30 protein-coding genes are annotated in these 26365 nt (G+C 46.8%); 25 read left to right on the top strand and 5 right to left on the bottom strand.

What is annotated here, in order from left to right; translation table 11 throughout:
* Window positions 1–33: 33 nt before the first annotated feature.
* The gene (locus KNQ09_RS07645) at window positions 34–495 is read right to left on the bottom strand and encodes a hypothetical protein (RefSeq protein WP_064299602.1); all 462 of its coding nucleotides are present in this window, start codon (window positions 493–495) and stop codon (window positions 34–36) included.
* A 123-nt stretch (window positions 496–618) separates the two neighbouring features.
* Here KNQ09_RS07645 and KNQ09_RS07640 point away from each other — a divergent pair, with 123 nt between their 5' ends.
* The 4 genes from KNQ09_RS07640 to KNQ09_RS07625 all read left to right on the top strand — a co-directional run bounded on the left by KNQ09_RS07640 (window position 619) and on the right by KNQ09_RS07625 (window position 7097).
* Window positions 619–897 carry an Fpa/YlaN family protein gene (locus KNQ09_RS07640; RefSeq protein WP_023468835.1) on the top strand — a complete coding sequence of 93 codons (279 nt, stop codon included), beginning with the start codon at window positions 619–621 and terminating at the stop codon, window positions 895–897.
* A 70-nt stretch (window positions 898–967) separates the two neighbouring features.
* Entirely contained in the window at window positions 968–2239 is a 1272-nt protein-coding gene (locus KNQ09_RS07635) for an FtsW/RodA/SpoVE family cell cycle protein (protein ID WP_064299603.1), read from the top strand.
* A complete protein-coding gene (locus KNQ09_RS07630; RefSeq protein ID WP_064299604.1) occupies window positions 2232–5666 on the top strand; it encodes a pyruvate carboxylase in 3435 nt (1144 codons plus the stop codon). Before KNQ09_RS07635 ends, KNQ09_RS07630 begins: the two co-directional genes overlap by 8 nt.
* A gap of 75 nt (window positions 5667–5741) precedes the next feature.
* Window positions 5742–7097: a cryptochrome/photolyase family protein gene (locus KNQ09_RS07625; protein ID WP_214858062.1), complete on the top strand. Its 1356-nt coding sequence runs from the start codon at window positions 5742–5744 to the stop codon at window positions 7095–7097.
* A 47-nt stretch (window positions 7098–7144) separates the two neighbouring features.
* Here KNQ09_RS07625 and KNQ09_RS07620 read toward each other — a convergent pair whose 3' ends face one another.
* Window positions 7145–8038: a COX15/CtaA family protein gene (locus tag KNQ09_RS07620; protein ID WP_023468831.1), complete on the bottom strand. Its 894-nt coding sequence runs from the start codon at window positions 8036–8038 to the stop codon at window positions 7145–7147.
* Window positions 8039–8363: 325 nt separating this feature from the next.
* Between KNQ09_RS07620 and cyoE the strand changes: the two genes are divergently transcribed.
* The 9 genes from cyoE (at window position 8364) to KNQ09_RS07575 (ending at window position 15657) form a co-directional block, all read left to right on the top strand.
* Window positions 8364–9296: a heme o synthase gene (gene cyoE, locus KNQ09_RS07615; protein WP_023468830.1), complete on the top strand. Its 933-nt coding sequence runs from the start codon at window positions 8364–8366 to the stop codon at window positions 9294–9296.
* Window positions 9297–9360: 64 nt separating this feature from the next.
* Entirely contained in the window at window positions 9361–10392 is a 1032-nt protein-coding gene (gene coxB, locus KNQ09_RS07610; protein ID WP_081637364.1) for a cytochrome c oxidase subunit II, read from the top strand.
* Between the two features lie 35 nt (window positions 10393–10427).
* A complete protein-coding gene (gene ctaD / locus KNQ09_RS07605) occupies window positions 10428–12296 on the top strand; it encodes a cytochrome c oxidase subunit I (protein WP_029342162.1) in 1869 nt (622 codons plus the stop codon).
* A gap of 1 nt (window position 12297) precedes the next feature.
* Entirely contained in the window at window positions 12298–12927 is a 630-nt protein-coding gene (locus tag KNQ09_RS07600; RefSeq protein ID WP_023468827.1) for a cytochrome c oxidase subunit 3, read from the top strand.
* Window position 12928: 1 nt separating this feature from the next.
* Window positions 12929–13258: a cytochrome C oxidase subunit IV family protein gene (locus KNQ09_RS07595; protein WP_064299605.1), complete on the top strand. Its 330-nt coding sequence runs from the start codon at window positions 12929–12931 to the stop codon at window positions 13256–13258.
* Between the two features lie 131 nt (window positions 13259–13389).
* Window positions 13390–14295 (top strand): cytochrome c oxidase assembly factor CtaG, encoded by a 906-nt coding sequence (gene ctaG / locus KNQ09_RS07590; protein WP_023468825.1) that lies wholly within the window; start codon window positions 13390–13392, stop codon window positions 14293–14295.
* 18 nt (window positions 14296–14313) lie between these two features.
* Window positions 14314–14775, top strand: a complete 462-nt coding sequence (locus KNQ09_RS07585; protein ID WP_023468824.1) for a DUF420 domain-containing protein — start codon at window positions 14314–14316, stop codon at window positions 14773–14775.
* Between the two features lie 12 nt (window positions 14776–14787).
* Complete coding sequence (locus tag KNQ09_RS07580; RefSeq protein ID WP_064299607.1) at window positions 14788–15393, top strand: SCO family protein; 606 nt, start codon at window positions 14788–14790, stop codon at window positions 15391–15393.
* Between the two features lie 6 nt (window positions 15394–15399).
* Window positions 15400–15657, top strand: a complete 258-nt coding sequence (locus KNQ09_RS07575; protein ID WP_064299608.1) for a hypothetical protein — start codon at window positions 15400–15402, stop codon at window positions 15655–15657.
* A 146-nt stretch (window positions 15658–15803) separates the two neighbouring features.
* Here KNQ09_RS07575 and KNQ09_RS07570 read toward each other — a convergent pair whose 3' ends face one another.
* On the bottom strand, window positions 15804–16154 hold the full coding sequence (locus KNQ09_RS07570) for a YugN family protein (protein WP_023468821.1): 351 nt from the start codon (window positions 16152–16154) through the stop codon (window positions 15804–15806).
* A 110-nt stretch (window positions 16155–16264) separates the two neighbouring features.
* Complete coding sequence (locus tag KNQ09_RS07565) at window positions 16265–17011, bottom strand: ATP-grasp domain-containing protein (RefSeq protein WP_251138112.1); 747 nt, start codon at window positions 17009–17011, stop codon at window positions 16265–16267.
* A 122-nt stretch (window positions 17012–17133) separates the two neighbouring features.
* On the opposite strand from KNQ09_RS07565, the gene KNQ09_RS07560 reads away from it, so the two are divergent.
* From KNQ09_RS07560 to KNQ09_RS07540, 5 genes are read left to right on the top strand one after another with little or no spacing between them, the layout of a single operon-like run.
* Window positions 17134–17574, top strand: a complete 441-nt coding sequence (locus tag KNQ09_RS07560) for a YlbF/YmcA family competence regulator (RefSeq protein WP_195864725.1) — start codon at window positions 17134–17136, stop codon at window positions 17572–17574.
* Between the two features lie 24 nt (window positions 17575–17598).
* A complete protein-coding gene (locus tag KNQ09_RS07555; protein WP_023468818.1) occupies window positions 17599–17856 on the top strand; it encodes a YlbG family protein in 258 nt (85 codons plus the stop codon).
* A gap of 46 nt (window positions 17857–17902) precedes the next feature.
* The gene (rsmD, locus tag KNQ09_RS07550) at window positions 17903–18484 is read left to right on the top strand and encodes a 16S rRNA (guanine(966)-N(2))-methyltransferase RsmD (RefSeq protein WP_214858060.1); all 582 of its coding nucleotides are present in this window, start codon (window positions 17903–17905) and stop codon (window positions 18482–18484) included.
* Window positions 18481–18972 (top strand): pantetheine-phosphate adenylyltransferase, encoded by a 492-nt coding sequence (gene coaD / locus KNQ09_RS07545; RefSeq protein WP_214858058.1) that lies wholly within the window; start codon window positions 18481–18483, stop codon window positions 18970–18972. Before rsmD ends, coaD begins: the two co-directional genes overlap by 4 nt.
* A complete protein-coding gene (locus KNQ09_RS07540; protein WP_064299609.1) occupies window positions 18972–19970 on the top strand; it encodes a SepM family pheromone-processing serine protease in 999 nt (332 codons plus the stop codon). The genes coaD and KNQ09_RS07540 overlap by 1 nt, the downstream gene beginning before the upstream one ends.
* On the opposite strand, the gene KNQ09_RS07535 is transcribed toward KNQ09_RS07540, so the two are convergent.
* The gene (locus KNQ09_RS07535; RefSeq protein ID WP_214858056.1) at window positions 19943–21094 is read right to left on the bottom strand and encodes a tRNA(Met) cytidine acetate ligase; all 1152 of its coding nucleotides are present in this window, start codon (window positions 21092–21094) and stop codon (window positions 19943–19945) included. The two genes, KNQ09_RS07540 and KNQ09_RS07535, sit on opposite strands and share 28 nt — an antisense overlap.
* 156 nt (window positions 21095–21250) lie before the next feature.
* Between KNQ09_RS07535 and KNQ09_RS07530 the strand changes: the two genes are divergently transcribed.
* The 7 genes from KNQ09_RS07530 (at window position 21251) to ftsL (ending at window position 26333) form a co-directional block, all read left to right on the top strand.
* Window positions 21251–21775: a YceD family protein gene (locus tag KNQ09_RS07530; protein ID WP_214858054.1), complete on the top strand. Its 525-nt coding sequence runs from the start codon at window positions 21251–21253 to the stop codon at window positions 21773–21775.
* A 46-nt stretch (window positions 21776–21821) separates the two neighbouring features.
* Entirely contained in the window at window positions 21822–21995 is a 174-nt protein-coding gene (gene rpmF / locus KNQ09_RS07525; protein WP_012370841.1) for a 50S ribosomal protein L32, read from the top strand.
* Window positions 21996–22078: 83 nt separating this feature from the next.
* Window positions 22079–22888 carry a ketopantoate reductase family protein gene (locus KNQ09_RS07520; RefSeq protein WP_214858052.1) on the top strand — a complete coding sequence of 270 codons (810 nt, stop codon included), beginning with the start codon at window positions 22079–22081 and terminating at the stop codon, window positions 22886–22888.
* Window positions 22885–23241: a DUF3397 domain-containing protein gene (locus tag KNQ09_RS07515; protein ID WP_023468811.1), complete on the top strand. Its 357-nt coding sequence runs from the start codon at window positions 22885–22887 to the stop codon at window positions 23239–23241. Before KNQ09_RS07520 ends, KNQ09_RS07515 begins: the two co-directional genes overlap by 4 nt.
* 29 nt (window positions 23242–23270) lie before the next feature.
* Window positions 23271–24833: a bacillithiol biosynthesis cysteine-adding enzyme BshC gene (gene bshC, locus KNQ09_RS07510; RefSeq protein ID WP_214858050.1), complete on the top strand. Its 1563-nt coding sequence runs from the start codon at window positions 23271–23273 to the stop codon at window positions 24831–24833.
* Window positions 24834–24994: 161 nt separating this feature from the next.
* Complete coding sequence (gene rsmH, locus KNQ09_RS07505; protein WP_035396712.1) at window positions 24995–25933, top strand: 16S rRNA (cytosine(1402)-N(4))-methyltransferase RsmH; 939 nt, start codon at window positions 24995–24997, stop codon at window positions 25931–25933.
* 13 nt (window positions 25934–25946) lie between these two features.
* Window positions 25947–26333 (top strand): cell division protein FtsL, encoded by a 387-nt coding sequence (gene ftsL / locus KNQ09_RS07500; RefSeq protein WP_023468808.1) that lies wholly within the window; start codon window positions 25947–25949, stop codon window positions 26331–26333.
* Window positions 26334–26365 lie beyond the last annotated feature (32 nt).

Raw genomic sequence — 26365 nt, 5'->3', positions numbered from 1 at the left:
GTGGTGCGTCTATTCAGGCGCACCACGTTTTCCTTATATGACAGTAACCGTATGAACGGATTTGACGATCTGTTGTCCGTGTAATAGATGAACGGGTCCATCTGCTAACACTTTGCCGTCTTGTGAGAACTGCAGATACACTTCGTCGAGTTGCTCAAGTGGAAGTTCGACCGTTTCTTCGCCTTCGAAACGAATGGCGATCGCATCCGGTAAAAGCTCGGCATTCCGGATGAACGGTGCAAGCGCCATTGCGAATGACCCTTGAAGCGCGGCTTCTTTTTCAGCACGTGTCATCGGACGATTGTGATCCGTACGACTGCCTTCCATGATGCCTTTATCCCACGCAGCCCCCATTTTCGCGTAGTACGCTTCTTGTTCACTTGTGTCGGCTGGTTGCCCGATTTTCTCGATTGCTACCTTTCGTTCATCAAAGATCCAGACTGTCGGATCAATCGTTAACTGATGCCGTACTTTACCGTTAATCGGAAAAATCATTTGTTCTACCCCCTAAATGTGTAAGTCCAACAAATCCATTATACCGAAACGTTGAATTGTTGGCGAAAGTAAGGTAAAGTTTAGCTATAACAGGAACGCGTCATTTGATGAGGAGGGATTGGATTGTCAACTGAAATCGAGACAGTTCATCGCCAGCGCGCTCTTGAGCTACTAGAAGCGGATGCACAAAAAATCCGCCGGTTGATCGAGGTCCAGCTTGCGAATTTAACGATGCCACAATGTCCTCTTTACGAGGAAGTATTGGATACACAAATGTTCGGATTATCCCGTCAAATTGATTTTGCGGTACGTCTTGAACTGATTGATGCGGGTGAGGGGAAACAATTACTCGAATCACTTGAACAGCAATTATCTGATTTACATGATGCGGAGACGTGCTGATTTTCTACTCAAACGTGAAATGCGGCGTTTGGGTATTTTTTTTTAGAAAATGAAAAAAGGACGTGTACATATGTTAGCGAAGTTTAAAGAAAAACGAGCATTTTTTGACTATGGTCTCTTCTTTACGATGCTCATCCTCATGGCGATCAGTACGGTCATGGTCTATAGTGCGAGCGTGTGGAACGGTGGAGATTATGCGAATACGTCCTTCTTTGAGAAGCAGTTGATGTTTGATGCGATGGCGATCGTGCTGTTCCTTTTCGTTTCACAAATCAATCATGAGGTGTTCCGTGGACCAGTGATTCGTTTACTCTTGTACGCGATTACATGGTTGATGTTGATGGCGACGCTGTTTTCGGCACCACTAAACGGGGCTCGCGCATGGTTGAACTTCGGTATCTTCTTGATTCAACCAATCGAGCTTTGTAAATTCGTGCTCGTCGTCGGACTTGCGAGTTATTTTGATCAAAAGCACAAAGGGAAAATGGACGGCGTGATTGGGATCGTCCATCACTTCATCCATCGTCAAATTCCAGCGACGTCTCCAGGAAGACGGATTTTACTTAGTTTCTCGGACTGGATCTTGATTCCGATGGTTGTATTACTTGCACCTTACGCGATCATCATTCGCATGCAACCGGATGACGGCGGATTGTTCATTCTGTTACTCATCACGGCGATGATTTTATTCGCAGTTGGATTACCGAGTGGTTACATCATGTTATGTGTCGTCACCGTACCAATCATCTTCTTGTACGCATGGAATAATTTTTCGGATAATCAGATGCAACGGATTCAAGCAAGTTTGAATCCCTTCCTTGACGCAGAAGGGAAGGGATATCAGCTCATCAACTCCGTCATATCAATTGCCCACGGGGGATTATTTGGAGTAGGTCTCGGGAATAGTTTTCAAAAGTATGGTTATCTGCCAGAGCCTGAAACCGACTACATCATGTCGATCATCTCGGAGGAACTCGGATTCATCGGGGTTCTTGTCGTACTCGGTCTATTGTTCTATCTGATGATTCAAGGGGCAATCATCGCTAATCGGTGTGTCTCGCTTTATTCGAGTATGCTCGCTCTCGGGATATCCGGTATCATCTTCATCCAGACATGTATCAATATCGCGGCCATGTCCGGTCTATTTCCAGGTACAGGTGTCACCTTGCCATTCATCAGTTACGGTGGGTCGTCGTTACTTGTCATGAGTACGATGCTTGGTGTGATGGCAAACATTTCCATGCAAAACAAATATCGGATGGCGTATCATAAAGAAGTGCAGACTGCACGTTCGATGAGTGCCACGAGCTCATTAACTAAAGGGGGAGCATCAGTTGACTAAAATCCAGAAGATTCTCGTAGCAAACCGCGGGGAGATCGCGATTCGCGTTTTCCGTGCAGCGACAGAACTCGGTATTCGTACCGTTGCCATTTATTCGCGAGAGGACATGGGTTCTCTTCATCGCTATAAAGCCGATGAAGCGTACCGGATCGGAGAAGGTAAAAAACCGATCGAAGCCTATCTCGACATTGAAGATATCATCGCAACAGCGAAAAAAGCCGATTGTGATGCGATCCATCCTGGTTATGGTTTCCTCTCTGAGAATATTGAGCTAGCCAAACGTTGCCGTGAAGAAGGAATCATCTTCATCGGACCGCAAGAAGAGCACCTGTATAAGTTCGGGGATAAGGTACGTGCACGGACGACTGCGATTGAAGCCGGTCTTCCTGTCATTCCGGGAACGGATGGTCCGATCTCATCCATTGATGAAGCGTATGCGTTCGCAAAGGAAGCAGGCTATCCACTCATGGTCAAAGCATCGCTTGGTGGTGGTGGACGCGGAATGCGTGTCGTCCGGACAGAAGAAGAACTTCCGGACATGATTGAACGGGCAAAGTCAGAAGCCTTGAAAGCGTTCGGTTCGGATGAGATTTACGTCGAAAAACTAATCGAACGTCCTAAACATATTGAAGTCCAAATCATTGGGGATGCACACGGAAACATCATTCATTTATTTGAACGGGACTGTTCGGTGCAACGCCGTCACCAGAAGGTTGTCGAAGTGGCGCCATGTGTGACGCTTTCGGATGAAGGTCGCCAAAAGATTTGTGACGCTGCCGTCACACTGATGAAACATGTCGGATATGAGAATGCGGGAACCGTCGAATTTCTCGTCACGCAAGATGAATCGTTTTACTTCATCGAAGTGAATCCACGTGTCCAAGTCGAGCATACGATCACGGAGATGATTACGGGCGTAGATATCGTTCAGACGCAAATTCGTGTCGCTGAAGGCGAATCGTTACATAGTGACCTCGTCGGTATTCCGCAACAAGAAGACATCAAGATGCTTGGTTTTGCGATTCAAAGCCGGATCACGTCAGAAGATCCGGAAAACGGCTTCTTGCCGGATACAGGGAAGATCAAGGCCTATCGTTCACCAGGCGGTTTTGGAGTACGTCTTGATGGTGGGAATGCCTATGTCGGAGCAGAAATTTCACCATATTATGACTCGTTGCTCGTTAAAATCTCGACACACGGTTTGACGTATGACCAAGCGGTCGCGAAGATGCGTCGAAACTTAAGTGAATTCCGAATCCGTGGGATTAAGACGAATATCCCATTCTTGAGCAACGTCTTGAAACACCATGCGTTCGTTAGTGGCGATTACAACACTTCGTTCATCGATGATACACAGGAATTATTCATCTTCCCGAAACGCCAAGACCGGGGAACAAAGCTCTTGACGTACATCGGAGAGGTTTCTGTCAATGGATTCCCGGGAATCGGGAAATTGGACAAGCCGCTTGCGCGTGACGTCCGGATTCCAAAAAATCTTCCGGCAGACTATACACCGGGTGCGAAAGCGATCCTCGATGCAGAAGGTCCGGAAGCTGTTGCGAAGTGGTTGGCAGCACAAGAGAATGTGTTGTTGACGGATACGACATTCCGTGATGCCCATCAATCGCTCCTTGCGACTCGGATGCGGACGAAGGACCTCGTTGCGATCGCCGAAGCGGAGGCGAAACTGCTCCCTGAACTGTTTTCGGTCGAAGCATGGGGAGGCGCGACGTTTGATGTTGCGTATCGATTCTTGTCGGAGGATCCATGGGTTCGTCTGATGAAATTACGTGAAAAGATGCCGAACGTCCTCATTCAAATGTTGCTTCGTGGTGCGAACGGCGTTGGTTACAAAAACTATCCGGACAATGTCATTCACACGTTCGTCAAGGAAGCGGCGCAGGCAGGAGTCGACGTCTTCCGAATCTTCGATAGCTTGAATAACCCGGAGTCGATTCAACTTGCCATCGATGCGGTCTTGCCGACAGGTAAAATCGCGGAAGCAGCTGTCTGTTATACAGGGGATTTATTCGATGCGAATCGACCGAAATATCACCTGCCGTATTACGTCAATCTGGCGAAACAACTGGAAGAAAGCGGCGCTCATATCATTGCCATCAAGGATATGGCGGGTCTCTTGAAACCGGAGGCAGCCTACGCACTCGTATCAGCACTTAAAGATGCGGTATCGCTACCAATCCATCTCCACACACACGATGCGAGTGGGAACGGGATTTATACGTATGCGCGTGCGATTGATGCAGGTGTCGACGTCGTAGACGTCGCGGCATCAAGCATGTCGGGACTGACGAGTCAGCCAGCGGGTGGTAGCTTGATTCATGCCTTAAGTGGTCATCCACGTCAACCGCTCGTATCAGCACAGAAGTTTGAACAGATTTCGGATTATTGGCAGGACGTGCGTCATCTGTATCAAGCATTCGAACTCGATATGATCGCACCGAATCCAACGGTCTACGACCATGAGATGCCGGGTGGACAGTATTCGAACTTACAGCAACAAGCAAAAGCGGTTGGACTTGCGGATCGTTGGTCTGAAGTCAAAGAGATGTATGCGCGTGTCAATATGCTGTTTGGCGATATCGTCAAAGTCACACCATCGTCAAAAGTCGTTGGAGACATGGCACTCTTCATGGTTCAACATCATCTGACAGAAGAGGATGTCTTGCACCGTGCAAGTGGACTTGATTTCCCGGATTCAGTCGTCGAACTGATGAAAGGGGAGCTCGGAACACCACCAGATGGTTTCCCGCAAGACGTTCAACAGGCTATTCTCAAGGGAGCTGCTCCGCTGACAGAACGTCCAGGTAAGATGATGGACCCACTCAATTTTGACGCAATCAAACATGAGTTGTTCGAAAAACTTGAACGTCCCGTTACAGAATTTGATGCACTCGCTTACGCGCTCTATCCAAAAGTCTTCATGGACTACAGTTCGTATGTCGCGCGATATGGCGATATCTCTGTTCTTGATACGAATACGTTCTTCCATGGAATGCGTCTAGGTGAGACGATCGAGGTTGAAATCGAACGAGGCAAGACACTCTACCTCAAGTTGATTCAAATCGGTCAGCCAGACGATCATGGTATGCGGACGATCTATTATGAGATGAACGGTGTTCCTCGTGAAGTCGAAGTCAAAGACATCAGTATTAAGGAAAGTTCATCAAGTCGTCCAAAAGCAGATCGAAGCAATGCGAAACAAATCGGTGCCTCAATGCCGGGTAGCGTGCTGAAGGTACTCGTCGAAACGGGTACACGTGTCCGTAAAGGAGAGCAACTCCTCGTCACGGAAGCGATGAAGATGGAAACGACGATCCAAGCACCGGAAGACGGTGAAATCAAAGCCGTCCACGTCAAGGAAGGCGAAGCTATCGCGAGTCAAGACTTACTGATTGAATTCGTATAAGGTCACAACGAAAAACAGGCGCACGCTCGGCGGGCTGCCTGTTTTTCATTCAATACGTAGTGGGAGAGGATACGATTGAACATTATTTGTTGGGTACGAAGTGATTTTCGATTACAAGATAACCACATGTTGGCACGTGCTGTTGAATTACTAAATGGAAATCCGAAGGCGACGGTCGAGTTCGTCTTTTGGCTCAATCCGGATTACATCGGAGAATATGAAGCACGGCAACAATATTTCTTCCAAGCGCTCGAAATGTTTTCTGATGCCTGCAAAGAGAAAGAGATGCCGATCCGTTTCATCGAAGGGGATGAACAGGCTTTCTTAGACGCAACTGATGATGCGGACATCTTGTTATTTAATGCGGAATATGTCGAACCATTCAAGACGCGAGATGAAAAAATCATTAAAAAGCGTAAAGATCGTCAGACGGAGCGGCTACTAGACCGGCATCTTCTTCACCCGCATGACATTAAAAAGCAAGATGGAAAGTTCTATAAAGTGTTCACGCCATATAAGAATGCATTCATGAAAAAAGACATTCCTGCACCATATGAAGTCAAGTGGCAAACGCTGCGGGATCATTATCAAAAGCGTCAGCACGATAATAGTTTCATCAACGCTTATTTTAAAAAGGCAGAGTCGGAAGCCGTCTTCCATCCTGGTGAAAAGCAGGCGAAACAACGCTTGAAGAAATTCGTCGAACAATCGCTTGCAGGCTACGAAGAGAACCGTGATCTTCCTGCTGTCGACGGTACGAGTTTACTTTCTCGCTATTTACGGACTGGAGAAATCGGCATTCGGACCGTCTATGCGGCTGTTCAGGAGGCAAAAGAATCAAAAGGGAAACAGACTTTCATCACCGAACTCATCTGGCGTGAATTCTATTACATGATTTTAATGCATTTCCCGGAATCAAAACGACAAGCCGTCAATACGCAATATCGGGAAATCGAATGGGAGAACGATGAAGAGGGCTTCAAGGCGTGGTGTGAAGGCAAAACGGGCTATCCGATCGTTGATGCAGCGATGCGGCAATTGAATCAAACGGGGTGGATGCATAATCGTCTACGGATGATCGTCGCTTCTTTCCTGACAAAAGACTTGTTGGTCGATTGGCAGAAAGGCGAACAATATTTCCAGCAGAAACTCGTTGATTATGAAGCAGCATCAAACATCGGGGGTTGGCAATGGGCAGCATCGGTCGGAACGGATGCCGTCCCGTACTTCCGCGTCTTCAATCCGACGACTCAATCGAAGAAGTTCGATAAGGATGGAGCGTTCATTCGAAAGTATGTCACGGAAATCAAGGATTTATCAAAGCAGTATATTCATGAACCGACTGCTGAGCAACGCAAGGATTATGGCTATCCAGAACCAATCGTCGCACATGACGAAGCGCGAAAGCGTGCGATTGCTCGATTCAAATAATGAAAAAAGGATGTTCCTCGCTTGAGGAACATCCTTTTTTTACGACCTTATTGAAGACGACTATTTGCCTTACGCGTTCGGAATGCATGGTACGTCAAGTAAGATAAGACCCCGAAGTAACATGTGATCAAGAAGGCGTGGAGTAACGGCACATACGTTGCATGTCCACCAAGAACGATCCAAGCCCCAGTGGCGACTTGGCACGAGATGAAGAACGTCGCGAACGCCATACCAATAGTTGTCGTCCGATGCTTTAAGCGAATCGCAACGACATGGACGAATAAGGTGAACAGGAACAGTAATCCTGCCATGATCCGGTGAATCATCTGCACCCACGCTTCGAACGTCATGGAAGGTTGAGAACAGACAGGCCAACCAACGCAAGCATATGTAGCGCCGACATGGCGTACGTAAGCACCCGTATAAACGACGATCAGCGTATAAATGAGTAGACCGTACAAGAGCTTCCGTAAGAATGCTGGGACAGATTCCCTGAATTCCTGACCCGGACGCTCCATGATCAACAATGTCAAAATCAATAGCGAAGCAAAGGAGATCAAAGAGATCCCGAAATGTAACGCCATGACGAGGTCTGATTGTTGCCAAACGACTGCTCCAGCACCGACGATCGATTGAATCAACATGAAGATGAAAGCAAGAAACGCAAAGATCTTCGTATCTAATCGATCCTTGAAGGCAACGAGCGTCCAGAGACATAAGGCGATGATTAAGAGTCCAACGACTCCAGTCACAGCGCGGTGACTATATTCAATCATCGTTTCAACACTTGGGTTCGTCGGAATGAGTTCCCCGTGACAGAGTGGCCAATCCGTTCCGCAACCATCTCCCGAATCCGTTTTTGTGACTGTCCCACCCATCAGTAAGACGATCATCATCGTAAACGTGACGAAGGCTGAAAACATCGAAAGTTTTCGATTCAAGATTTGGACACCACCTTTCTAAAAAAATACGAAATACATGGATTTCCATAGGTCTAGTATCGCATAAAAAGTACTGAAAGGGTTGCAATCTTTTAGAACAACGCTATTCTAGTATTAGGTAAATATGGTGAACTGTGATGAAAATCACATAGATTTCACATTTTGTTCATTATGTCGAAAGTATTTTCATACGTCACGGTCCTCGATATGTGGTATCTTTTATAGAGAAAAGGACGTTTCGTGGCATGTCTGTGTTATTTCTGTGAAGAAATTACGTGAAGCCTAGGTGCTAAACGGAAGCAGACGGTGAAAAGGAGGGAACAGCATGGCGAAAGTTACTGGAGAGGCACTGGATATGGCGATCGAGCAAGCGGATCAGCCGACATTCAAGGACTATATTACCCTAGCAAAAATGGGGATTGTCCGTGCCAATCTGATTACGGTCTTCGCGGGGTATGTCGTAGCAGCATCATACATAACGGATGATGTCCTGTTGTATCTGTGGCAAACCAAGTGGATGTTACTGTGGACGCTTCTCGGGAGTGGATTGGTCATTGCCGGAAGTTGCTACCTCAATAACTACATTGACCGGGACATCGATTACAAGATGGAACGGACGATGGGAAGACCAAGCGTTACTGGGAAGATGGATGGACAGCGGATACTCGCACTAGGACTCGGTATTCTTGCGACCGGTACGGTATTGTTGTTGATCGTCAACCATGTGGCGGCAGTGTTCGGATTGATCGGATCATTCGTTTACGTCGTGATTTATACGATGTGGTTAAAGCGGACGCACACGATCAATACAGTCGTAGGTGGTATATCAGGAGCTGTGCCACCAATCATTGGATTTGCGGCAGTCACTCCGACGCTTCACATTGATGCGTGGATTTTATTCCTCATCATGTTCGTGTGGCAACCACCACATTTCCTTGCACTCGCGATGCGACGGACAGAGGAGTATCGGGCAGCAGGTATCCCGATGTTACCTGTCGTAAACGGATTCGCGATCACGAAACGACAAATTGTATGGTGGATTGCAGTACTCATTCCATCATCACTCCTCTTAGCACACTATGGCATCATCTACATGATCGTCATGGCATTGCTCGGTGGATATTGGCTCTATATGGGACTGAAAGGTCTGAAGATCCAAGATGAACAAGCCGAAATCAAATGGGCGTCGAAGATGTTCTTCTTCTCACTGTTTTATTTCACGGCTTGGATCGTGACGGTCGTACTCGTTTCTCTCTAAAACGATTTGACATAATTCACGTACACCATTACGAAAGACAAAATTGGGGACAAAGAAAGTGGGGATGGTTGTGAAAAAATCAGTAAAAATGCTCTTCCGGCTTCTTCCAATCGGCTTGATGGCACTCATGTTATCAGGTTGTGGAATTCCGGAATTGTCTGCGCTACAGCCTCGCGGAGAAGGCGCTGAGATGCAACTTGAGATCATCAAGCTTAGCTTGTGGGTCATGTTGTTCGTCCTTGCGATCGTAGCCGTCATTTATATTTACGTACTTATGAAATTCCGTCGTAAATCAGGTGATAACACGGTTCCGAAGCAAGTCGAAGGGAACCATACGCTTGAAATCATCTGGACAGTCATTCCGATTCTTCTTTTGATCGTGCTTGCAATTCCTACGATCAAAACAACGGTTGAACTCGCAGATGCAAAAGAAGCGAAGAAAAACGAACAAATCAACGTTACAGCAAACCTCTACTGGTGGGAGTTCGAATACCCAGACAAAGGTGTTTCGACAGGACAAGAACTTGTCATTCCAGTCGGTAAACGTGTTGCTGTTAACTTGACGTCTAAAGACGTCATTCACTCATTCTGGGTACCAGCTCTTTCTGGTAAAACAGATACGAACCCAGGTCTTGAGAACGAAATGTGGTTACAAGCAAAAGAAGCAGGCACTTACTACGGTAAATGTGCCGAGTTGTGTGGTCCTTCTCACGCATTGATGGACTTCAAAGTCGTCGCACTTGAACAAGACGACTATGACAACTGGTTAAAAGATATGAAAGCTGCGAAAGAAGCAGAGACGAAGCAGCTTGATAAAAAGAATGAAAAGAACTGGACGACTGGCGAGAAAGTCTATGCCCAGAACTGTCTCAGCTGTCATGGTGGCGGGAAAGTCGCACCTAGCTTGACGAACTTCGGTGATCGTCAGCGTATCGCGGGTTACCTCGATCATGATAAAGAAAACCTCGAAAAATGGATTCGCGATCCACAAAAAGAGAAACAAGGTACGAAAATGCCTGGATTCTCTGAAGATCAGATCAGCGATGAAGAATTGAGCGAATTGGCAGATTATCTATTGGACAAAAAGCTCCAATAATTTTTTAAGGGGGAATCATAGTGGGGACACATACTATGGGTATGCCGCAGAAAAAAAGCGGCATCATGGACTGGCTAACGACAGTCGACCATAAGAAAATCGGGATTCTCTACATCATGTCTGGATTGTTCTTCCTTCTAGTCGGTGGCGTAGAAGCCCTAATGATTCGTTTTCAATTGATTAAACCGATGAACGATTTCGTCAGCGGTGAACTCTTTAACCAATTGATCACGATGCACGGTACGACGATGATCTTCTTGGCAGCGATGCCGATGTTGATCGGATACATGAACGCAGCAGTACCGCTTCAAATCGGGGCACGTGACGTTGCGTTCCCATTCTTGAATGCACTTGGTTTCTGGTTGTTCTTCTTCGGTGGAGTCTTGTTGAACCTTTCTTGGTTCTTCGGTGCTGCACCGAACGCAGGGTGGACTGCATACGCACCACTCTCGACGGTACCTGAGTCTCTCGGTGTAGACTTCTACGCTCTAGGTCTTCAGATTTCTGGTTTCGGTACACTTATGGGGGGGATTAACTTCCTCGTTACGATTTTGAACATGCGTGCACCAGGTATGAAACTGATGCGGATGCCGCTCTTCACATGGACTGCATTCGTTGCTTCTGCCTTGATCGTTTTCGCATTCCCACCACTTACGGTTGGATTGTTCCTCTTGACGTTCGAGCGACTCTTCGGAGCGCACTTCTTCGACCCGGCAGCGGGCGGGAATATCGTCATCTGGGAACACCTCTTCTGGATCTTCGGTCACCCGGAAGTTTATATCTTGATCTTACCGGCATTCGGTATTTTCTCTGAAATCATTCCTACATTTGCTCGTAAGCGTCTCTTCGGTTACACGACGATGGTCTTTGCGACGATGTTGATCGGTTTCCTCGGATTCATGGTTTGGGTCCACCACATGTTCACAGTTGGTCTCGGTCCGGTCGCAAACGCGATCTTCGCCGTAGCAACGATGGCGATTGCTGTACCGACAGGGGTCAAGATTTTCAACTGGCTCTTTACGCTATGGGGCGGTAAGTTGACGTTCCCAGTCGCAATGCTTTACTCGGTCGCGTTCATTCCATCATTCCTTGTTGGTGGTATGACAGGGGTCATGCTTTCTGTTGCACCTGCCGATTACCAGTACCATGACAGTTACTTCGTAGTAGCTCACTTCCACTACGTTATCGTTGGTGGGGTTGTCTTCGGTCTCTTCGCAGGTCTTTACTACTGGTTCCCACTCATGTTCGGGAAACAGCTCAACGAATTCTGGGGAAAAATTCAATTCTGGTTGTTCTTCATCGGCTTCCACTTGACGTTCTTCCCGCAACATATTCTTGGTCTTACAGGTATGCCACGTCGTGTCTTCACGTACTTGCCAAACCAAGGCTGGGAAACAATGAACTTACTTTCATCAATCGGTGCAGCCTTCATGGGTGTGTCGACGATCGTTCTCGTCATTTCGATTGCAGCAGCATTGATGTCAAAAGAATATGTAAAACGCGACGTCTGGGGAGATGGACGTACACTTGAGTGGACACTTCCAGTTCCAACTCCAGAGTATAACTTCGCTCAAATCCCACTCGTCAAAGGTTTGGATACGTATTGGCTCGAAAAAATGGCAGGAAACAAAACAGTTTCTGTATCGGAAGAAGTCGGTGATATCCACATGCCGAACAACACGATCTTGCCATTCGTCATGTCAGTCGGTCTATTCCTCGCAGGTCTCGGATTCATTCTTCGCCTAGACTATGGAACTGTTGGTCTTGTTGTTGCCTTGATTGGTCTTGCGATGACATTGATCGCGATGTTCTTCCGTTCTTGGATCGATGATGAAGGATACTACATCCCGAAATCAGTCGTCGAAGAAGATCTACGCCTTGAAGCAGAAAAGGAGGCGAAGTAAGATGGGTCATCATTCAGTACCGAATAACCCGATCACGGGTATTCCGGATCATGTTGAAAAAGCAACACTTGAGGGTAAGAATAAATATGTAGCCTTCTGGTTCTTCCTTGGAGGAGAGACGACTTTGTTCGCCTCTCTCTTCGGAACATACATCGGACTTCATAACTCCGGTGCAAAAGAAGGTCTACGCAGTTATGACATCTTCGAAATGGGTCTCGTCTTCATCATGACGATGCTTCTCTTGACGAGTTCATTAACAAGCGTTCTTGCCATGATGGCAATGAAACGTAATGATGTGAAAAAGATGAAGCTTTGGCTCATCATCACATTACTTCTCGGTCTTGGATTCTTAAGTGGTGAGATTTATGAGTTCAATCACTACTACCACATTGGTCACACGTTCACATCGAGTGCATTTGGTTCTGCCTTCTATACACTCGTCGGATTCCACGGTGCGCACGTCTTGTTCGGTCTTCTCTGGATCTCGACGCTTCTCATCCGGAACTGGAACCGTGGCATCACGGTCGTGAACGCGCCGAAGTACTATGTTTCAAGTCTTTACTGGCACTTCATTGACGTCGTCTGGGTCTTTATCTTCTCAGTCGTCTACCTCATGGGGATGGTGAAATAAGATGGAAAAACACGAACCACAACTTACGCGTAATCAAATCGAACTCGAGATGAAAGCGGAACGTAGTCGCGAGACACAACTGCAACTCATCAGTTTCGCGCTCATGATCGTCTTGACACTCATCGCGTTCGGTGCTGTCATGGCTGAGCTCATGCCGCACTGGGCAGCTGGTGGTTTCTTGATCATCATGGCCATCGTTCAAGTTTATCTTCAACTTTATATGTTCATGCACATGAACAATAAAGGCAACACATGGATCAAAGTCATGATGGGTCTCGGTGTATTCGTCGCCTTGACGATTGTTGCGACGCTTCGTCTATTGATCTGGTAAGAAATGTGACCATTCTGCTAACGTTTAGCAGGATGGTCTTTTATTTTGGAATCGTTTTATGAGAAACCTTTACAATGAAATAGGGGAACGGTAATCTTAGTTTGTAAGAGAAAGGAACGGGGTGAAAAAATATGTTAGGCAATTTAAGGGGAGCACTTTCGCAATTCGAATGGACTGTCTTATGGAGTCCGTATTATGCGTTGATACTCGTTGGATTGTATATCCTATATGCTGTCGTGACAGAAAAGTTGCGTCGTCCGGATGAGCCGGAAACAACGCTTGGGCAAAAGTTTTCGATGCTCGCGGCACTGATCGTTTTTTACATCGGTTTTGGAAGTCCGTTAGACCTGCTAGCACATATCACGTTCTCAGCACACATGCTGCAGATGGTATTCGTCTATATGGTCGCACCGCCGCTCTTGTTGATTGCGATACCAGAGTGGCTTTATAAGCGCTTGTTCGATACACCGTATCTTGGGAGGATTCTTCGCTTCTTCATCAAGCCGCTGATTGCACTTGTCGTCTTTAATGCCTTGTTTACGTTCTATCACATGCCATTTATTTTTGATTATGTCTTGACGAACTATACCGTTCACCGTCTGTTCCACGGAACATTGATTTTCTTGAGTATGACGATGTGGTATCCGATCATTGCACCGGTCAATGAGGCGGACAGTCTTTCTGACCTGAAGAAGATGGTCTATATCGTGGCAAATGGTGTGTTGTTGACACCAGCCTGTGCCTTCATGATCTTCAGTCAAAGTTTTCAGTATCAAGCGTATCAGGATCCGGCGACGTTCGCGAAAGTACTCGCTTACTGTATGCCGAACAATGATTTAAGCGGATTGAACCTGGAACGATTGCTCGGAACGACAGATGACTTATTAGAGGACCAACGCTTTGGTGGTGTCCTCATGAAGCTCGGTCAAGAACTCGTGTATGGTCTATTCTTCGGACTGACCTTCTTTACATGGGTGCGCCGTTCAAAAAGTACTGCCGTGGATGAAGGGATGTCCTTCACACCAAAAGCGGATTAAATTGGAGGAAGTTGGAACATGAGTTATTTGCCGTTGATTTGTGTGTCACTGATTGTCATCAGTGCGATTTTCGTAGCGATTGGCTGGTTTTTGATCGCCCAAACGCGTCGTAACATGAAAGCTCACCAAACCGTGATGACGATTGCTGCTGCACTCGCTTTATTATTCTTCATCATGTATGCCTTGCGGACGATTCTGCTCGGTAACACAGCCTTTGGCGGTCCAGAATCCGTCAAAGCCTACTACACAGGATTCTTGATCTTCCACATTCTTCTTGCGACATCTGGTGGGGTGCTCGGTTTGATGGCACTCTATCACGCCTATAAGAAGAACTTTGCACGTCACCGTAAAATCGGACCGGTTGCCTCAATCGTTTGGTTTTTGACAGCCATTACCGGTGTGATCGTGTATTGCTTACTATATGTCGTCTACGATCCGGGTGAGACGACGAACGTATTCCGGGCGATCTGGAGTCATTAAGGGGGAGCCAACTTGAAAAAGAACAGTTACTTGACGGTCGCTGCCGTCGTCCTTATCTTAGTTGCGGCAGCCGGGGGATATTATTATTTTTTCATGAAAGAAAAGTTACCTGTCATCGCTGAACCGACACCATTTGAATTAACGAATGCCGTAGATGGAAAATCATTCAATTCGGAAGACGGAAAAGTCAAAGTTTTGACGTTCTTCTACTCGAACTGTCCTGATATTTGTCCATTGACATTAAATGATTACCGTAAGCTTGAGAAAAAGCTTCGGAGCGAAGAATTGTACGGAAGTGACGTCGAACTCGTCGCAGTGACGGTTGATCCAAAAGTGGATACACCGAAAGTCTTGAAAAAGTATGCTTCGAACTTTGAAGCAGATGCTAAGGGCTGGAAAGTATTGACGGGAGATCCAGTCGTCATCGATCGTTTGACACGTCAGTTGAATTTCTATTACTCGAAGGCTGAGAGCGGCTTAGTGACACACGGAACACAAATGTTCATTTTGGACCGTGATAATAAAGTACGGGCGATTTCATCTATGGCGAAGACACCGGATGAACCGGTCGACTTAGAAGAGGTCATGTCTTCGGTCACACAATTAGCAAAGGAGTGAAGGTAGATGACTTATGAAGAGTACATGCAAGGAGATGTTACCGTCTCTATTCAAGCCATCGAGGAATTACTTGCTTGTGCGATCGAGGATTATGGAATCCATCACTCCCGGATCAAACGGATGGACCGGGAAGAGATTGCATTTAGCGTAAAGGTCAGTGCACCGGCAACGTCACTTCACGCACTTTATCTTCATGTACGCGAGCAGCTTGGGATTCAGCTTGGAGACGATGTCGTATCTTATGTACAATTCGTCGCGCGTTAATAGCTGTTTCGTGTATTTTAAGGAATAACAATCAGGTGGACAGAACAGCTAATGACTTCGTAGATGATGCGAGGTCGTTAGCTTTTTTGTTTGGAATGAAAAACAAAAAATAGAGGCTCCTTAATTGGAACCTCTACGTGTGGATCTTATTTTTCGAGTGTTTCGAGCAATGCTGCTAAACGACGTTCGCAGTCTTTGACGATTTCCGGAGGGAACGTCTCATCATACTCGACACCGTGTGGATAGTAGTGTTTACCGAGAAGTGGTGTCATCATACGAACGACAGCATGGCGGTCTTCAATCTCGCCTTGGATCGCATAGACAGGAACACGCAGGTAGAATACTTCACCTGTTGATTGTTTTTCATATTTCATGTCGTACATCGCGCGTTCGTAATCCCACTGTCCTTCACGAACGAAGCGGTGATGTTCCATGATTGTTTCGAGAAGACCGAACTTCAGTTCCTTGCCTTCGATACCATATTGTTCAAACTTCATGTTTGAATCCCCCTATACCCCAGTTTGCTAGTAGATACTAGTCTTTCCAAACTATCATACCATAATGAATGAAACGATGACGTAAAAGATGTGAAGTCATTTTGAAGAATTCATGAACTTCCATATTTTCGTTCGACATATTCAAGAATCGTATCCGGTGCGTGAATACCAAGATGATTGAGTCCTTCTCCACCGAAGAAGACGTTGAACTCAAGAACGTACCACTGTCCGTCACGGATGATGAGATCAAAACCGGCGTGATCGATATCGAGCTGTTTCGCAAGAGCGAGTACGAAGTCGATTGCTCCTTGTGGCACATCATTAAAATCAAGGACACCACCTTGAGCGACGTTATTTAAGAACTGAGCACCACCGACGCGCCAGTATGCAGCAAGGACTTGATCACCGACGACGACGACACGTAAGTCCTTCTCATTCGGAATGTACTCTTGAATGTAGAACGTCTCGTGTGTATCCGTGTATTTCTTCCAGTCTGTTTCATTTTTGATGAGATGAACACCTTGTCCCATTGAGCTACGGACTGTCTTCGCAACGAAAGGAAACGAAAATTCACGTAAGACACGTTCGACGGTGAATTCATTTTTTCCATAGATGCCGGTCCGAGGGATGTTATCCGGAATGACGGTTTGAAAAATCCGCGTCATTTCGATCTTGTCATGACCTAAGTGGAACGTAGCAGCCGACGGGAAAATCGGTTTTTTCATCCCATAGATGATTGAGTGGATTTGCCAGTATTCCGGGAACAGGACGACATCCGCCTGTTCGATTTTTTTCAAGGAATCAAAGTGATAATCTGACTTGGCATGTTCCGTCTTGATTCCAATCGTCCGGAACATATTAAAAGAGAGCAGTTGCATAAAGTTCATTCCTTCCTTCTGAACAAATTATACACAATTCAACAGGCTAGGAGGGAGAGAAATGTTATGATAAGATGGTAAAGTTAAGGAGGAGATTCGTTGTGATATATACCGATAAGACGATTGACCTCATCAACGCAGCGGAAGACCTCATTCGATCTCTCGCTCAAAGTGAAACGGGGCAAGCATATAGATGTGCGAAACAAGCACAGCAAGAGTCAGCAGAGGCACAGGCTGTCATTCGCGATTTTCATCAAGTCAAGGAGGACTACGAACTCGTACAGCGATTCGGACGGTATCATCCTGACTATCAGACGATCACGAAAAAGGTCCATGAAGTCAAACGGCGACTTGATTTACAAGAGGAAGTCGCGCAGTTTAAAAAGGCGGAAAAACAACTCGAGACGTTACTCGGACAAATCAGTCTGAAGCTCGCTGGGGAAGTATCACCGCAAATTAAAGTACCGACGGGAAATCCTTTCTTCGATCAAGGATGCGCTGGAGGTTGTTCGACCGGTGGCAGCTGTAGCTGTAGCGGATAACGAAGGTGAAGGGGGTAGGCTGGCGTGATCAAGGAACGAGTGGGACTCATCGTCTATGTCAATGCGATGAAAGCATCCCGTCAATTACGCCGTTACGGGAACGTCTACTTTACGTCTAAACGTGAACGATACGTTCATCTGTATGTCGATTTAGATCAGCATGAACAGGTGATGGAAGTCATTTCGACTCTCCCGTTCGTCGAATCGATCAAACGTTCAGAACGACCGTTCATCACGGAGACGTTCGCGAACAAAAAAGGTAAAATGCCAGAAGAAGCATAATCCATGGAGCGATGAGGACATCCTCGTCGCTTCTTTGTTGAAAGGAATGAAGGAAATGCGAGTCATTTCAGGGGAACGGAAAGGTACACGATTAAAAGCAGTGCCAGGGGATCAAACACGACCGACGACGGATAAGGTAAAAGAATCCTTATTCAACGTCATCGGTCCTTATTTCAACGGAGGACGAGCACTGGATCTGTTTGCGGGGAGCGGTGGTCTTGGGATTGAATCTCTTTCAAGAGGATGCGATGAGGCAGTGTTCGTCGACCAACACCATAAAGCGGTCCAAACGATCCAAGATAACTTACGAACGACGCACTATACGGACCAAGCACGTGTTTTGAAAAAAGATGTAGCGATCGCTTTAACGGAACTCGCATCTGAAGAGCCGTTTAAGTTGATTTATCTAGACCCTCCCTATGCAAAAGAGCGATTGACGGAACATGTCACGTACATAGAGCAACACAATATGTTGACGGACAATGGTGTCATCGTCTGTGAACATGACTCAGCGGTTGAATTGCCGGACCAGATCGGACGACTAGAAGTCGTGCGTCGACTTCGTTATTCCGCTGTCATCTCGATCACGTTGTACGAATTCATGGAAGCGGAGGAAGACCACGAATGAAACGAATCGCCATTTGCCCAGGTAGCTTTGATCCGATCACGAACGGACATTTAGACATCATCGAGCGTGCTGTTCCGATTTTTGATGAGATCATCGTTGCCGTACTGAATAATTCTTCGAAGCAACCACTCTTTTCTGTCCAGGAACGGATGGAGTTAATTGCCGATGTGACGTCGCACCTACCTCAAATCAAGGTGGATTCCTTTAATGGTCTACTTGTCGATTATGCGGCGGAAGTCGGAGCAACCGCGATTGTACGCGGTCTACGAGCAGTTTCGGATTTTGAATACGAAATGCAAGTAGCTTCCATCAACAAGAAGATGAATGATCAAATCGAGACACTATTCATGATGACGAATAATCAGTATTCCTTCTTGAGTTCTTCGATCGTTAAGGAAGCTGCCAAGTATGGTGCTTCCGTTACCGATCTCGTACCGCCTTCTGTCGAAGAAGCGCTACGTCAGAAATATACGAAAGGAGAACTGTGATGAAAGCTTGGAAACCTGCCTTAGCAGCAATCATCGCTGCCTTGATCGTATTTTTCGTACCGCTTCCCTATTTCATTTCCTATCCAGGTGACGCGACGTCGACGGAAGATTTGATCGATGTGTCTGGAGGCGACAAGGAACCGGGAGATTTGATGATGCTGACGATCGCACAACGCCGGGCCACGCCTTACTTTCTCATTGAAAGCTTATTTCTACCGTTCTCCGAAACATCGAGTGTAAGTGATTATCTGTACGACGGAGAGTCGGACGCGCAGTATGAAACGCGTCAGAAGCTGTATATGGAAGAAGCGCAACATAACGCAACGATCGAAGCGTATGAATTGGCGGATCAAAAGGTCGATGTCGATTTCGAAGGGGTCTACGTCTCCGGCGTCATTCCCGGTGGTCCAGCCGAGGGGAAATTGAAGGCAGGGGATCGGATTACAAGTGTTGACGGAAAACCGATTACGTCATTTGAAGGTTTCATGAAGACGATTCAAGCGAAAAAAGCCAAAACAGCTGTTCCGATTCAGTTCACGCGTAAATCGGAAGACAAGAAGACGACGATTCGAGTGGATCAGTTATCTAAAGAGGTCAAGCGAGTCGGACTAGGTATTTACGAACCGCTTCCGATCTCAAACGTGACGACGGATCCTGATATTGCGTTTCAGGTCGAAGGTGTCGGTGGACCATCTGCTGGAATGATGTTCACCCTTGAAATTTATGATCAATTGACGCCGGGGGATTTGGCGAAAGGGCATAAAATCGCCGGCACGGGAACGATTGAAGAAGGCGGCAAGGTGGGACCGATTGGTGGAGCGTGGCAAAAGGTCGTCGCTGCTGACGAGGCAGGAGCAGAAATCATGTTCGTGCCAGCAGGAGAGAACTACAAAGAAGCAAAACCATCCATCAAAAAACTCGGAACGAACATGAAGCTCGTTCCGATCAAGACAGTCGAAGATGCGATTGATTATTTAGAAGAACTTCCAGCGAAATAAGGAAAACGACGGTGTTCGAGCAACGCGTCATAGCGAGCCAAGGGCAGTGCGTATGCAGCTGTCACTTGGCTTTCTTTCGTTAGCCAAGGATGACTCGTGAAGGTACTGAAGACGGTAGTCCGCGTTTTGATGGTTTTGAGTGCCTGTCGTCCTCGTTCTGAAAAGGCGAGGGGACGAACGAAATCAACATGGTCGTAATCGATCCGTGCGACCTCCTCTGCTGTCGTTGAGGTCAACAGATAGATCAAGGCACGCTGCAGGCTCGTCCGCGTATAACGGCGTGTTTTGACGTGATTCAGAAAGGTATCGAACGTCGTTGCTTGTTTAGCCCCTTCGATGAGTCGTGGTGCTAACGAAGCGTCAATCCCAGCGATTCGCATCAACTCGAGTACTGGAGTCGTTAGTAGACGTTGTCGAATCCACGGATAATAATGCGAGAAGTTGGCGAAAGAGGCACTTGCTAAGACGTCTTCGGTCTGTTCAGGAAGTGCGAGCAGCTGACCGTGTGTCTGATGATGGGCGCGTATCGCGGTGGCGCTCATGATGTCCCCGGTGGATAAGTCGTGGTAGCCACTTCCAATCCGTTTCGTCGTGTGAAGCGATAGGGTATTTGCGGCGCGAGCGTAATAATAGCCAAGCGTATTGTTCGGTTGTGTCAAATCAAGCGTCTGTGAGACGCTCCTGAATGCTTGACTGGCGGCGTGAGCAGAAGAGAGGCCCGCTGATAATCCATCGTGTAACGCTTGCTTGTATGCAGGTGTCTCTTCGATCTGTTCCGCTGCTGCATGGAGAAAAGGTTCGATATCTCCGCACTCGCTTCCAAACGAAAGCGACTGACAGCCGATTGTCTCGGCAATCGTTACACCACCGAGTGCAAAACGATCAGCACGCTGGACAGCAAAATAGAAAGGAAGTTCAAGAACGAGATCGATGGCACCGCTCGCGACCGCTGCCTGAGCACGTGTCCATTTATCCGTAAAGGCGGGTTCACCACGCTGCATGAACGTCCCGCTCATGATGGCGACGATGACGTCGGCATCCGTTTCCCGTCGTGCTGTCGTCGCTTGATAATAGTGTCCGTTATGAAACGGATTGTACTCTGAAATGATAGCTGTCATCCTCATGAAAACTTTCTCCTTTGCAAACCGAATTAAGTGCGGTAATATGGATAAAGACGTCCAAAAGTGTTCGTTCTCTAGCGATTTCAGTGTAAAGAAAAAACATTGACAAAACAAGATGTCCTCTCTATAATTCATATTGTTGCAATTGAGGTGATTCGGATGAAATGGTCCCTGATGCAATTGAATAAATTGCGCAATCTGGGTCAACTTCAGGTTAACGAGACGATCGAGCTCAATGAGCTAGTCGCCCTCCATCCGGATATCCGGGCGGTGCAACCTGTGCACGTTCGTGCAAATGCATCGTTTACATCGAATCAATTAATATTCAATCTTTGGATTACCGGCGAAATGACGCTTCCGGATGCCCGGACGCTAAATGACGTCGCTTATCCATTCGAGATTGAATCCATCGAGCCATTCCTGCTCGAGGTCGATGCTGTTTCGAACGAAGCAGATGACATCAACGTGCCGATCGGGAATACGGTCGATCTTCGACCGCTCGTGCAAGAATTGATTTTACTTCATGTGCCAGTGCAAGTGCATGGGGATGATGAAGAGAATCAGTTGGTTGAGGGGGAAGGCTGGACGATTCTTTCTGAAGAAGATCCAGAGGAAACCGAACCAAAAATCGATCCGCGACTCGCGGGTCTCGCTCAGTTCTTTAAAAAAGATCAGGATTCCTGATTTCTGAAGTAAAGGCGAGTGTATTTTTTCAAGGAGGTGGACAACGATGGCAGTACCATTCCGCAGAACGTCGAAAACACGCAAACGTCTTCGCCGTACTCATTTCAAACTCCGTGTACCAGGTATGGTCGAGTGCCCAAACTGTGGTGAAATGAAACTTTCACACCGCGTTTGTAAAGCATGTGGCTCGTACAAAGGTAAAGAAATCGTCAGCAAATAAGCTGATTGATCGGTATAAAAGCGACCTTCGAATCGAGAAATCGGTTTTAAGGTCGCTTTTTTCATGAAAGGGGACATGAATAGATGAATGTTGGAATCATTGGCGCGGGTGCCATCGGATTGTTGCTTGCCTCTTATTTATCGGAAGAGCATGCAGTCACGCTTTATGTGCGACAAGAACAAGAAGAGGAACGACCAATCATTCGCGATGGACAAGCGAGTCGTCTCGTACGAATCCGGAAGATTGATCGGCTCGAGTCAGAAGACTTGGTGTTTGTCGCGACAAAGTCGTATGATATAAAAAGTGTGATTCCATTCCTTAAACGGCTGACGTGTCCCGTCATGTTCCTGCAAAATGGAATGGATCATTTGAAATGGAAAGAGCAATTGCCGCATGTCTTATTTGGTGTCGTCGAACATGGTGCCATGCGTACTGCACCGTTTGAAGTCCAGCATACTGGAAAAGGACGCATCCGCTACGGGAATAAAGAGGTAGCGAACTTGTCGTCAAAGCAGCTATGCTTTGAATTCGAGTCAGATATGGAAACTGTCTTATTGACGAAGCTGTTCATCAACGTCGTCATCAATCCAGTGACGGCTTATTACGGTGTTGAGAATGGATCCTTATTAGAGATGCCTTATCGAGAAGAAGCCCGTCAATTATTTGACGAAATGCGGACGATCTTCCCGCACCATGACATTACTTATTCCGAGATCGAGCGGATCATGAAGAATACGAGCAAAAACCGTTCTTCCATGTTACGAGATCTTGAGTACGGACGACGAACGGAAGTAGAGCCGATACTTGGATACGCATTACGTCAGGCGACGACTGCGACGCCACGTTTATCTTTTTATTATGAACAGATCAAACAGAGGGAGGGTACGCAGTGACAGTCTTCATCATTTTTCCTTTATTCAGCCTGATTGCGTTGTATCTCGTCTTTCTACTTCTATTTCGGAAACATGGGAAGGCCGTTCGATTTGCACTCGACTTTGGAACATTCATCGTGCTGTATGCGATTCATGTTGCATTGATTGCCTTGACCGGAACAAATTACTTAGGGTGGATCGTCATCGTCGTGTTGTTGGTGTTTGCGTTGAATGCGCTCTGGCAACGAATTCGTCAACTTGATGTTGATTTGAGACAAATGATTCGCCACAGTTGGCGGATCATCATCTTGCTGGCATTACCCGTCCATTTCATACTGTTCGTACTCGGTATTCGTCAACTGTTCATCAGCTGACCAGTTAGGTAAGAAAGAAGGGATTTTGTTTGAAGGTACAACCATTTGAAGCCTTATACGATGAAAACTCGTTGATGCATCGTGCTTCACGAGAAGAATTCTTAACATATGTCGACCACCTTGGAGAGAGTGGTTTAGCGTCGAGGAGCCGTTTGCTTGAAGAACGTCACTATCCGCATCTTGATGCACTGACAGACGAACTCGAACGTCAAAATCCGAACATGACGGAGCGTTTGCGGGAACGTGTCGCGAAGCTTCGTACGGGTGAAGCTCAAGTTGTCATTACAGGGCAACAAACGGGTATCTTTGGCGGACCATTATATGCCATCTATAAATTGTTGACCTGTCTGAAGGTCGCGCAGCAGGCGGAAACGACACTTGGGAGACCTGTCGTTCCGATTTTTTGGCTCGCGACCGAAGATCACGATTTTGATGAGATTAACCATGTTTACGTTCCGACAGCGGATTATCAAACGCGTAAAATCGCTGTCACACCTTCAGAATCGATTGCCCGCTCCGTCAGTCGAATCTCTTTTGATCAAGCAGCACTTCTTGAAATCATCGAAGAGGCATTCCGAGCAATGCCAGAAACGGTTCATACGAAACGATTAGTTACGCGCCTGAAGCAACTCGTTGAAGAGTGTACATCGTATGGGATGTTTTTCTCGCAATTGATCGGTGAATTGATCGATTTTGATGTCGTCTTCTTTGATGCGGATACACAATCTGTCCGTGAACTCGAGATTCCGTTCTTTGAACGGTTGATTCAAGACAATGCGGAATTTAGACGAGCATTGAAGGATGGTATTTCGCAGACGCAAGAGTTACCGGATACATTCTTGAACGAGGAAGCGGCGCATCTTTTCGTCGATGATCACGGTCGTCAGTTGCTTTATCCGACAGCAGACGGATTCGAGACGAAACAAGGAAAGCAGTATACGGAGCTTGAATTGATCGCGTTGCTGTACGCCAGTCCGGAACGCTTCTCCAACAGTGTCGTGACGCGTCCATTAATGCAGGATTACCTGTTCCCGACGCTTGCCTATATCGGTGGTCCGGGAGAGTTAGCATACTGGACACGCTTACGACCGCTCTTTCATCATCTGAATTGGACGATGCCGTTATTGATTCCCCGCATGGGTGGGTTACTCGTGCGTCGTAGCGATGAAAAACGTCTTGCTAAACTCGAGGTGTCGCTCGAAGAAATCGTCCGGTCAGGCGTTCCGATTCCGGTTTATTCAGAAGAGAAGGTGACAGGACATATGCAGGCGGCAGCGATGCTAAAAGACAGTTTCGTCTCCGAATTCCTTTCGCTCGAACAGGATCTACTGCGGACATCGAGTAAGAGTGAGAAGGTCAAGAGACAGCTCGATCAAGCAGTTGCTAGTCTACTGGCAGAAGATCGACGTCAGTTCGATCGACAAACACGGCAATATAAAGAGACGGCTTACCATCTCTTTCCTGATGGAGCGCCACAAGAGCGGATTCATTCTGTCCTACCGTGGTTAAATCATCATGGTCTTGATTTTGTGCGGGACTTAAGAACAGCCTATGAAGCGAATACGAGTGATCAACTGAAGATTTTCCTCTAAACCTGCTGAAACTAGCAGGTTTTTTCGTTTTTTTAGCGAAAATTACACAAAAGTTAAATAAATCAAGGAAACTGTCTCATTTTCGTAACGTTTTCACGAGAGAATGTGATACATTGAAAAAGAGTAACGTCCTTCAAGGACAGTGAAAGGTGAGGCAGGACATGTTTGAGCATGAAACAGTATTGAAATGGGAGTCGATCGAAGGACTCGCGATTAAACCCGACGGTATTTACGTCGATTGTACATTAGGTGGAGCAGGACACAGCGAAGAAATCGTCAAGCAATTGACGACAGGTCATCTATACGCATTTGATCAGGATGATGTCGCTCTCGCTCATGCAGCAGAACGTCTCGCGGCGTATGAAGGTCGCTTTACTTTAATAAAGAGTAATTTTGCTTATCTGAAAGAGCAGTTGGCAGCACATGGCGTCGAGAAAGTGGACGGCATCTTATTCGATCTCGGTGTCTCTTCACCACAATTAGACGAAGGGGAACGGGGATTTAGTTATAATCACGACGCACGTCTCGACATGCGCATGGATCAATCTTCTCCACTTTCTGCTTACGAAGTCGTCAATGAGTGGTCGTACAATGATCTCGTACGTATCTTCTTTACATACGGGGAAGAGAAATTCTCAAAACAGATTGCGCGCAAAATCGAAAAAGCGCGGGAAGAGCGACCGATTGAGACGACATTTGAACTCGTCGAATTGATCAAGGATGCGATTCCAGCACCGGCACGACGTAAAGGTGGTCACCCTGCGAAACGGACTTTCCAAGCAATCCGGATTGCCGTCAATGATGAACTGAATGTCTTTGACCGTGCGGTACACCAAGCCATTGATTTATTACGGGTCGGAGGACGTCTATGTGTCATTACGTTCCATTCACTTGAAGATCGCATGTGTAAACAAGCAATCAAAGAAAAATCATCACTACCCGAGCTTCCGCCGGGGTTACCGATGATTCCCGTCGAAATGGAGCCGGAACTCCGACTCGTCACACGTAAACCGATTACGGCTGGTGTTGAAGAGCTCGATGATAACCGTCGCGCCCGATCGGCAAAATTACGAGTTGCTGAAAAAATGAAAGAAACTTGAGAGGAGCATTCCAATGGCAGAACCACTTCGTAAATCGGTCCAAACGGTTCAACCCGTTCGTCAACAACCTGTTCAGGAACCACGAAAGACGGAAGATATCGCGCGTCGCGTCGCCGTCCGTCCGAAGTATCGCTTGTATCCCTTTGAAAAATTCTTATACAGTGCGATGATTGGTGGTCTTGTGTTATTTGGGAGTTTGACGATCAGTACGCATAACGAAGCGTATAACGTGAGCCGTGATTTAGCAAAAGAGAACCAAGTCACACAATCACTCAAAAAAGAGAACGAACGTTTACAACTAGAGGTCACGAACTTAAGCTCTCCGGAACGGATTTATAAGATTGCAAAAGAACAGGGTCTTGATATGCGTAAAGGGAACATCAAGGTGATTCCTAAATGAATCCACTGAAAAAATCCCGTTGGAGAGTAGCC

Source organism: Exiguobacterium sp. s191, assembly GCF_018618955.1.
Taxonomy (GTDB): domain Bacteria; phylum Bacillota; class Bacilli; order Exiguobacteriales; family Exiguobacteriaceae; genus Exiguobacterium_A; species Exiguobacterium_A abrahamii.
The sequence above is the reverse complement of the archived record's forward strand: the minus strand, read 5'-3'. Positions and strand labels throughout refer to the sequence as shown.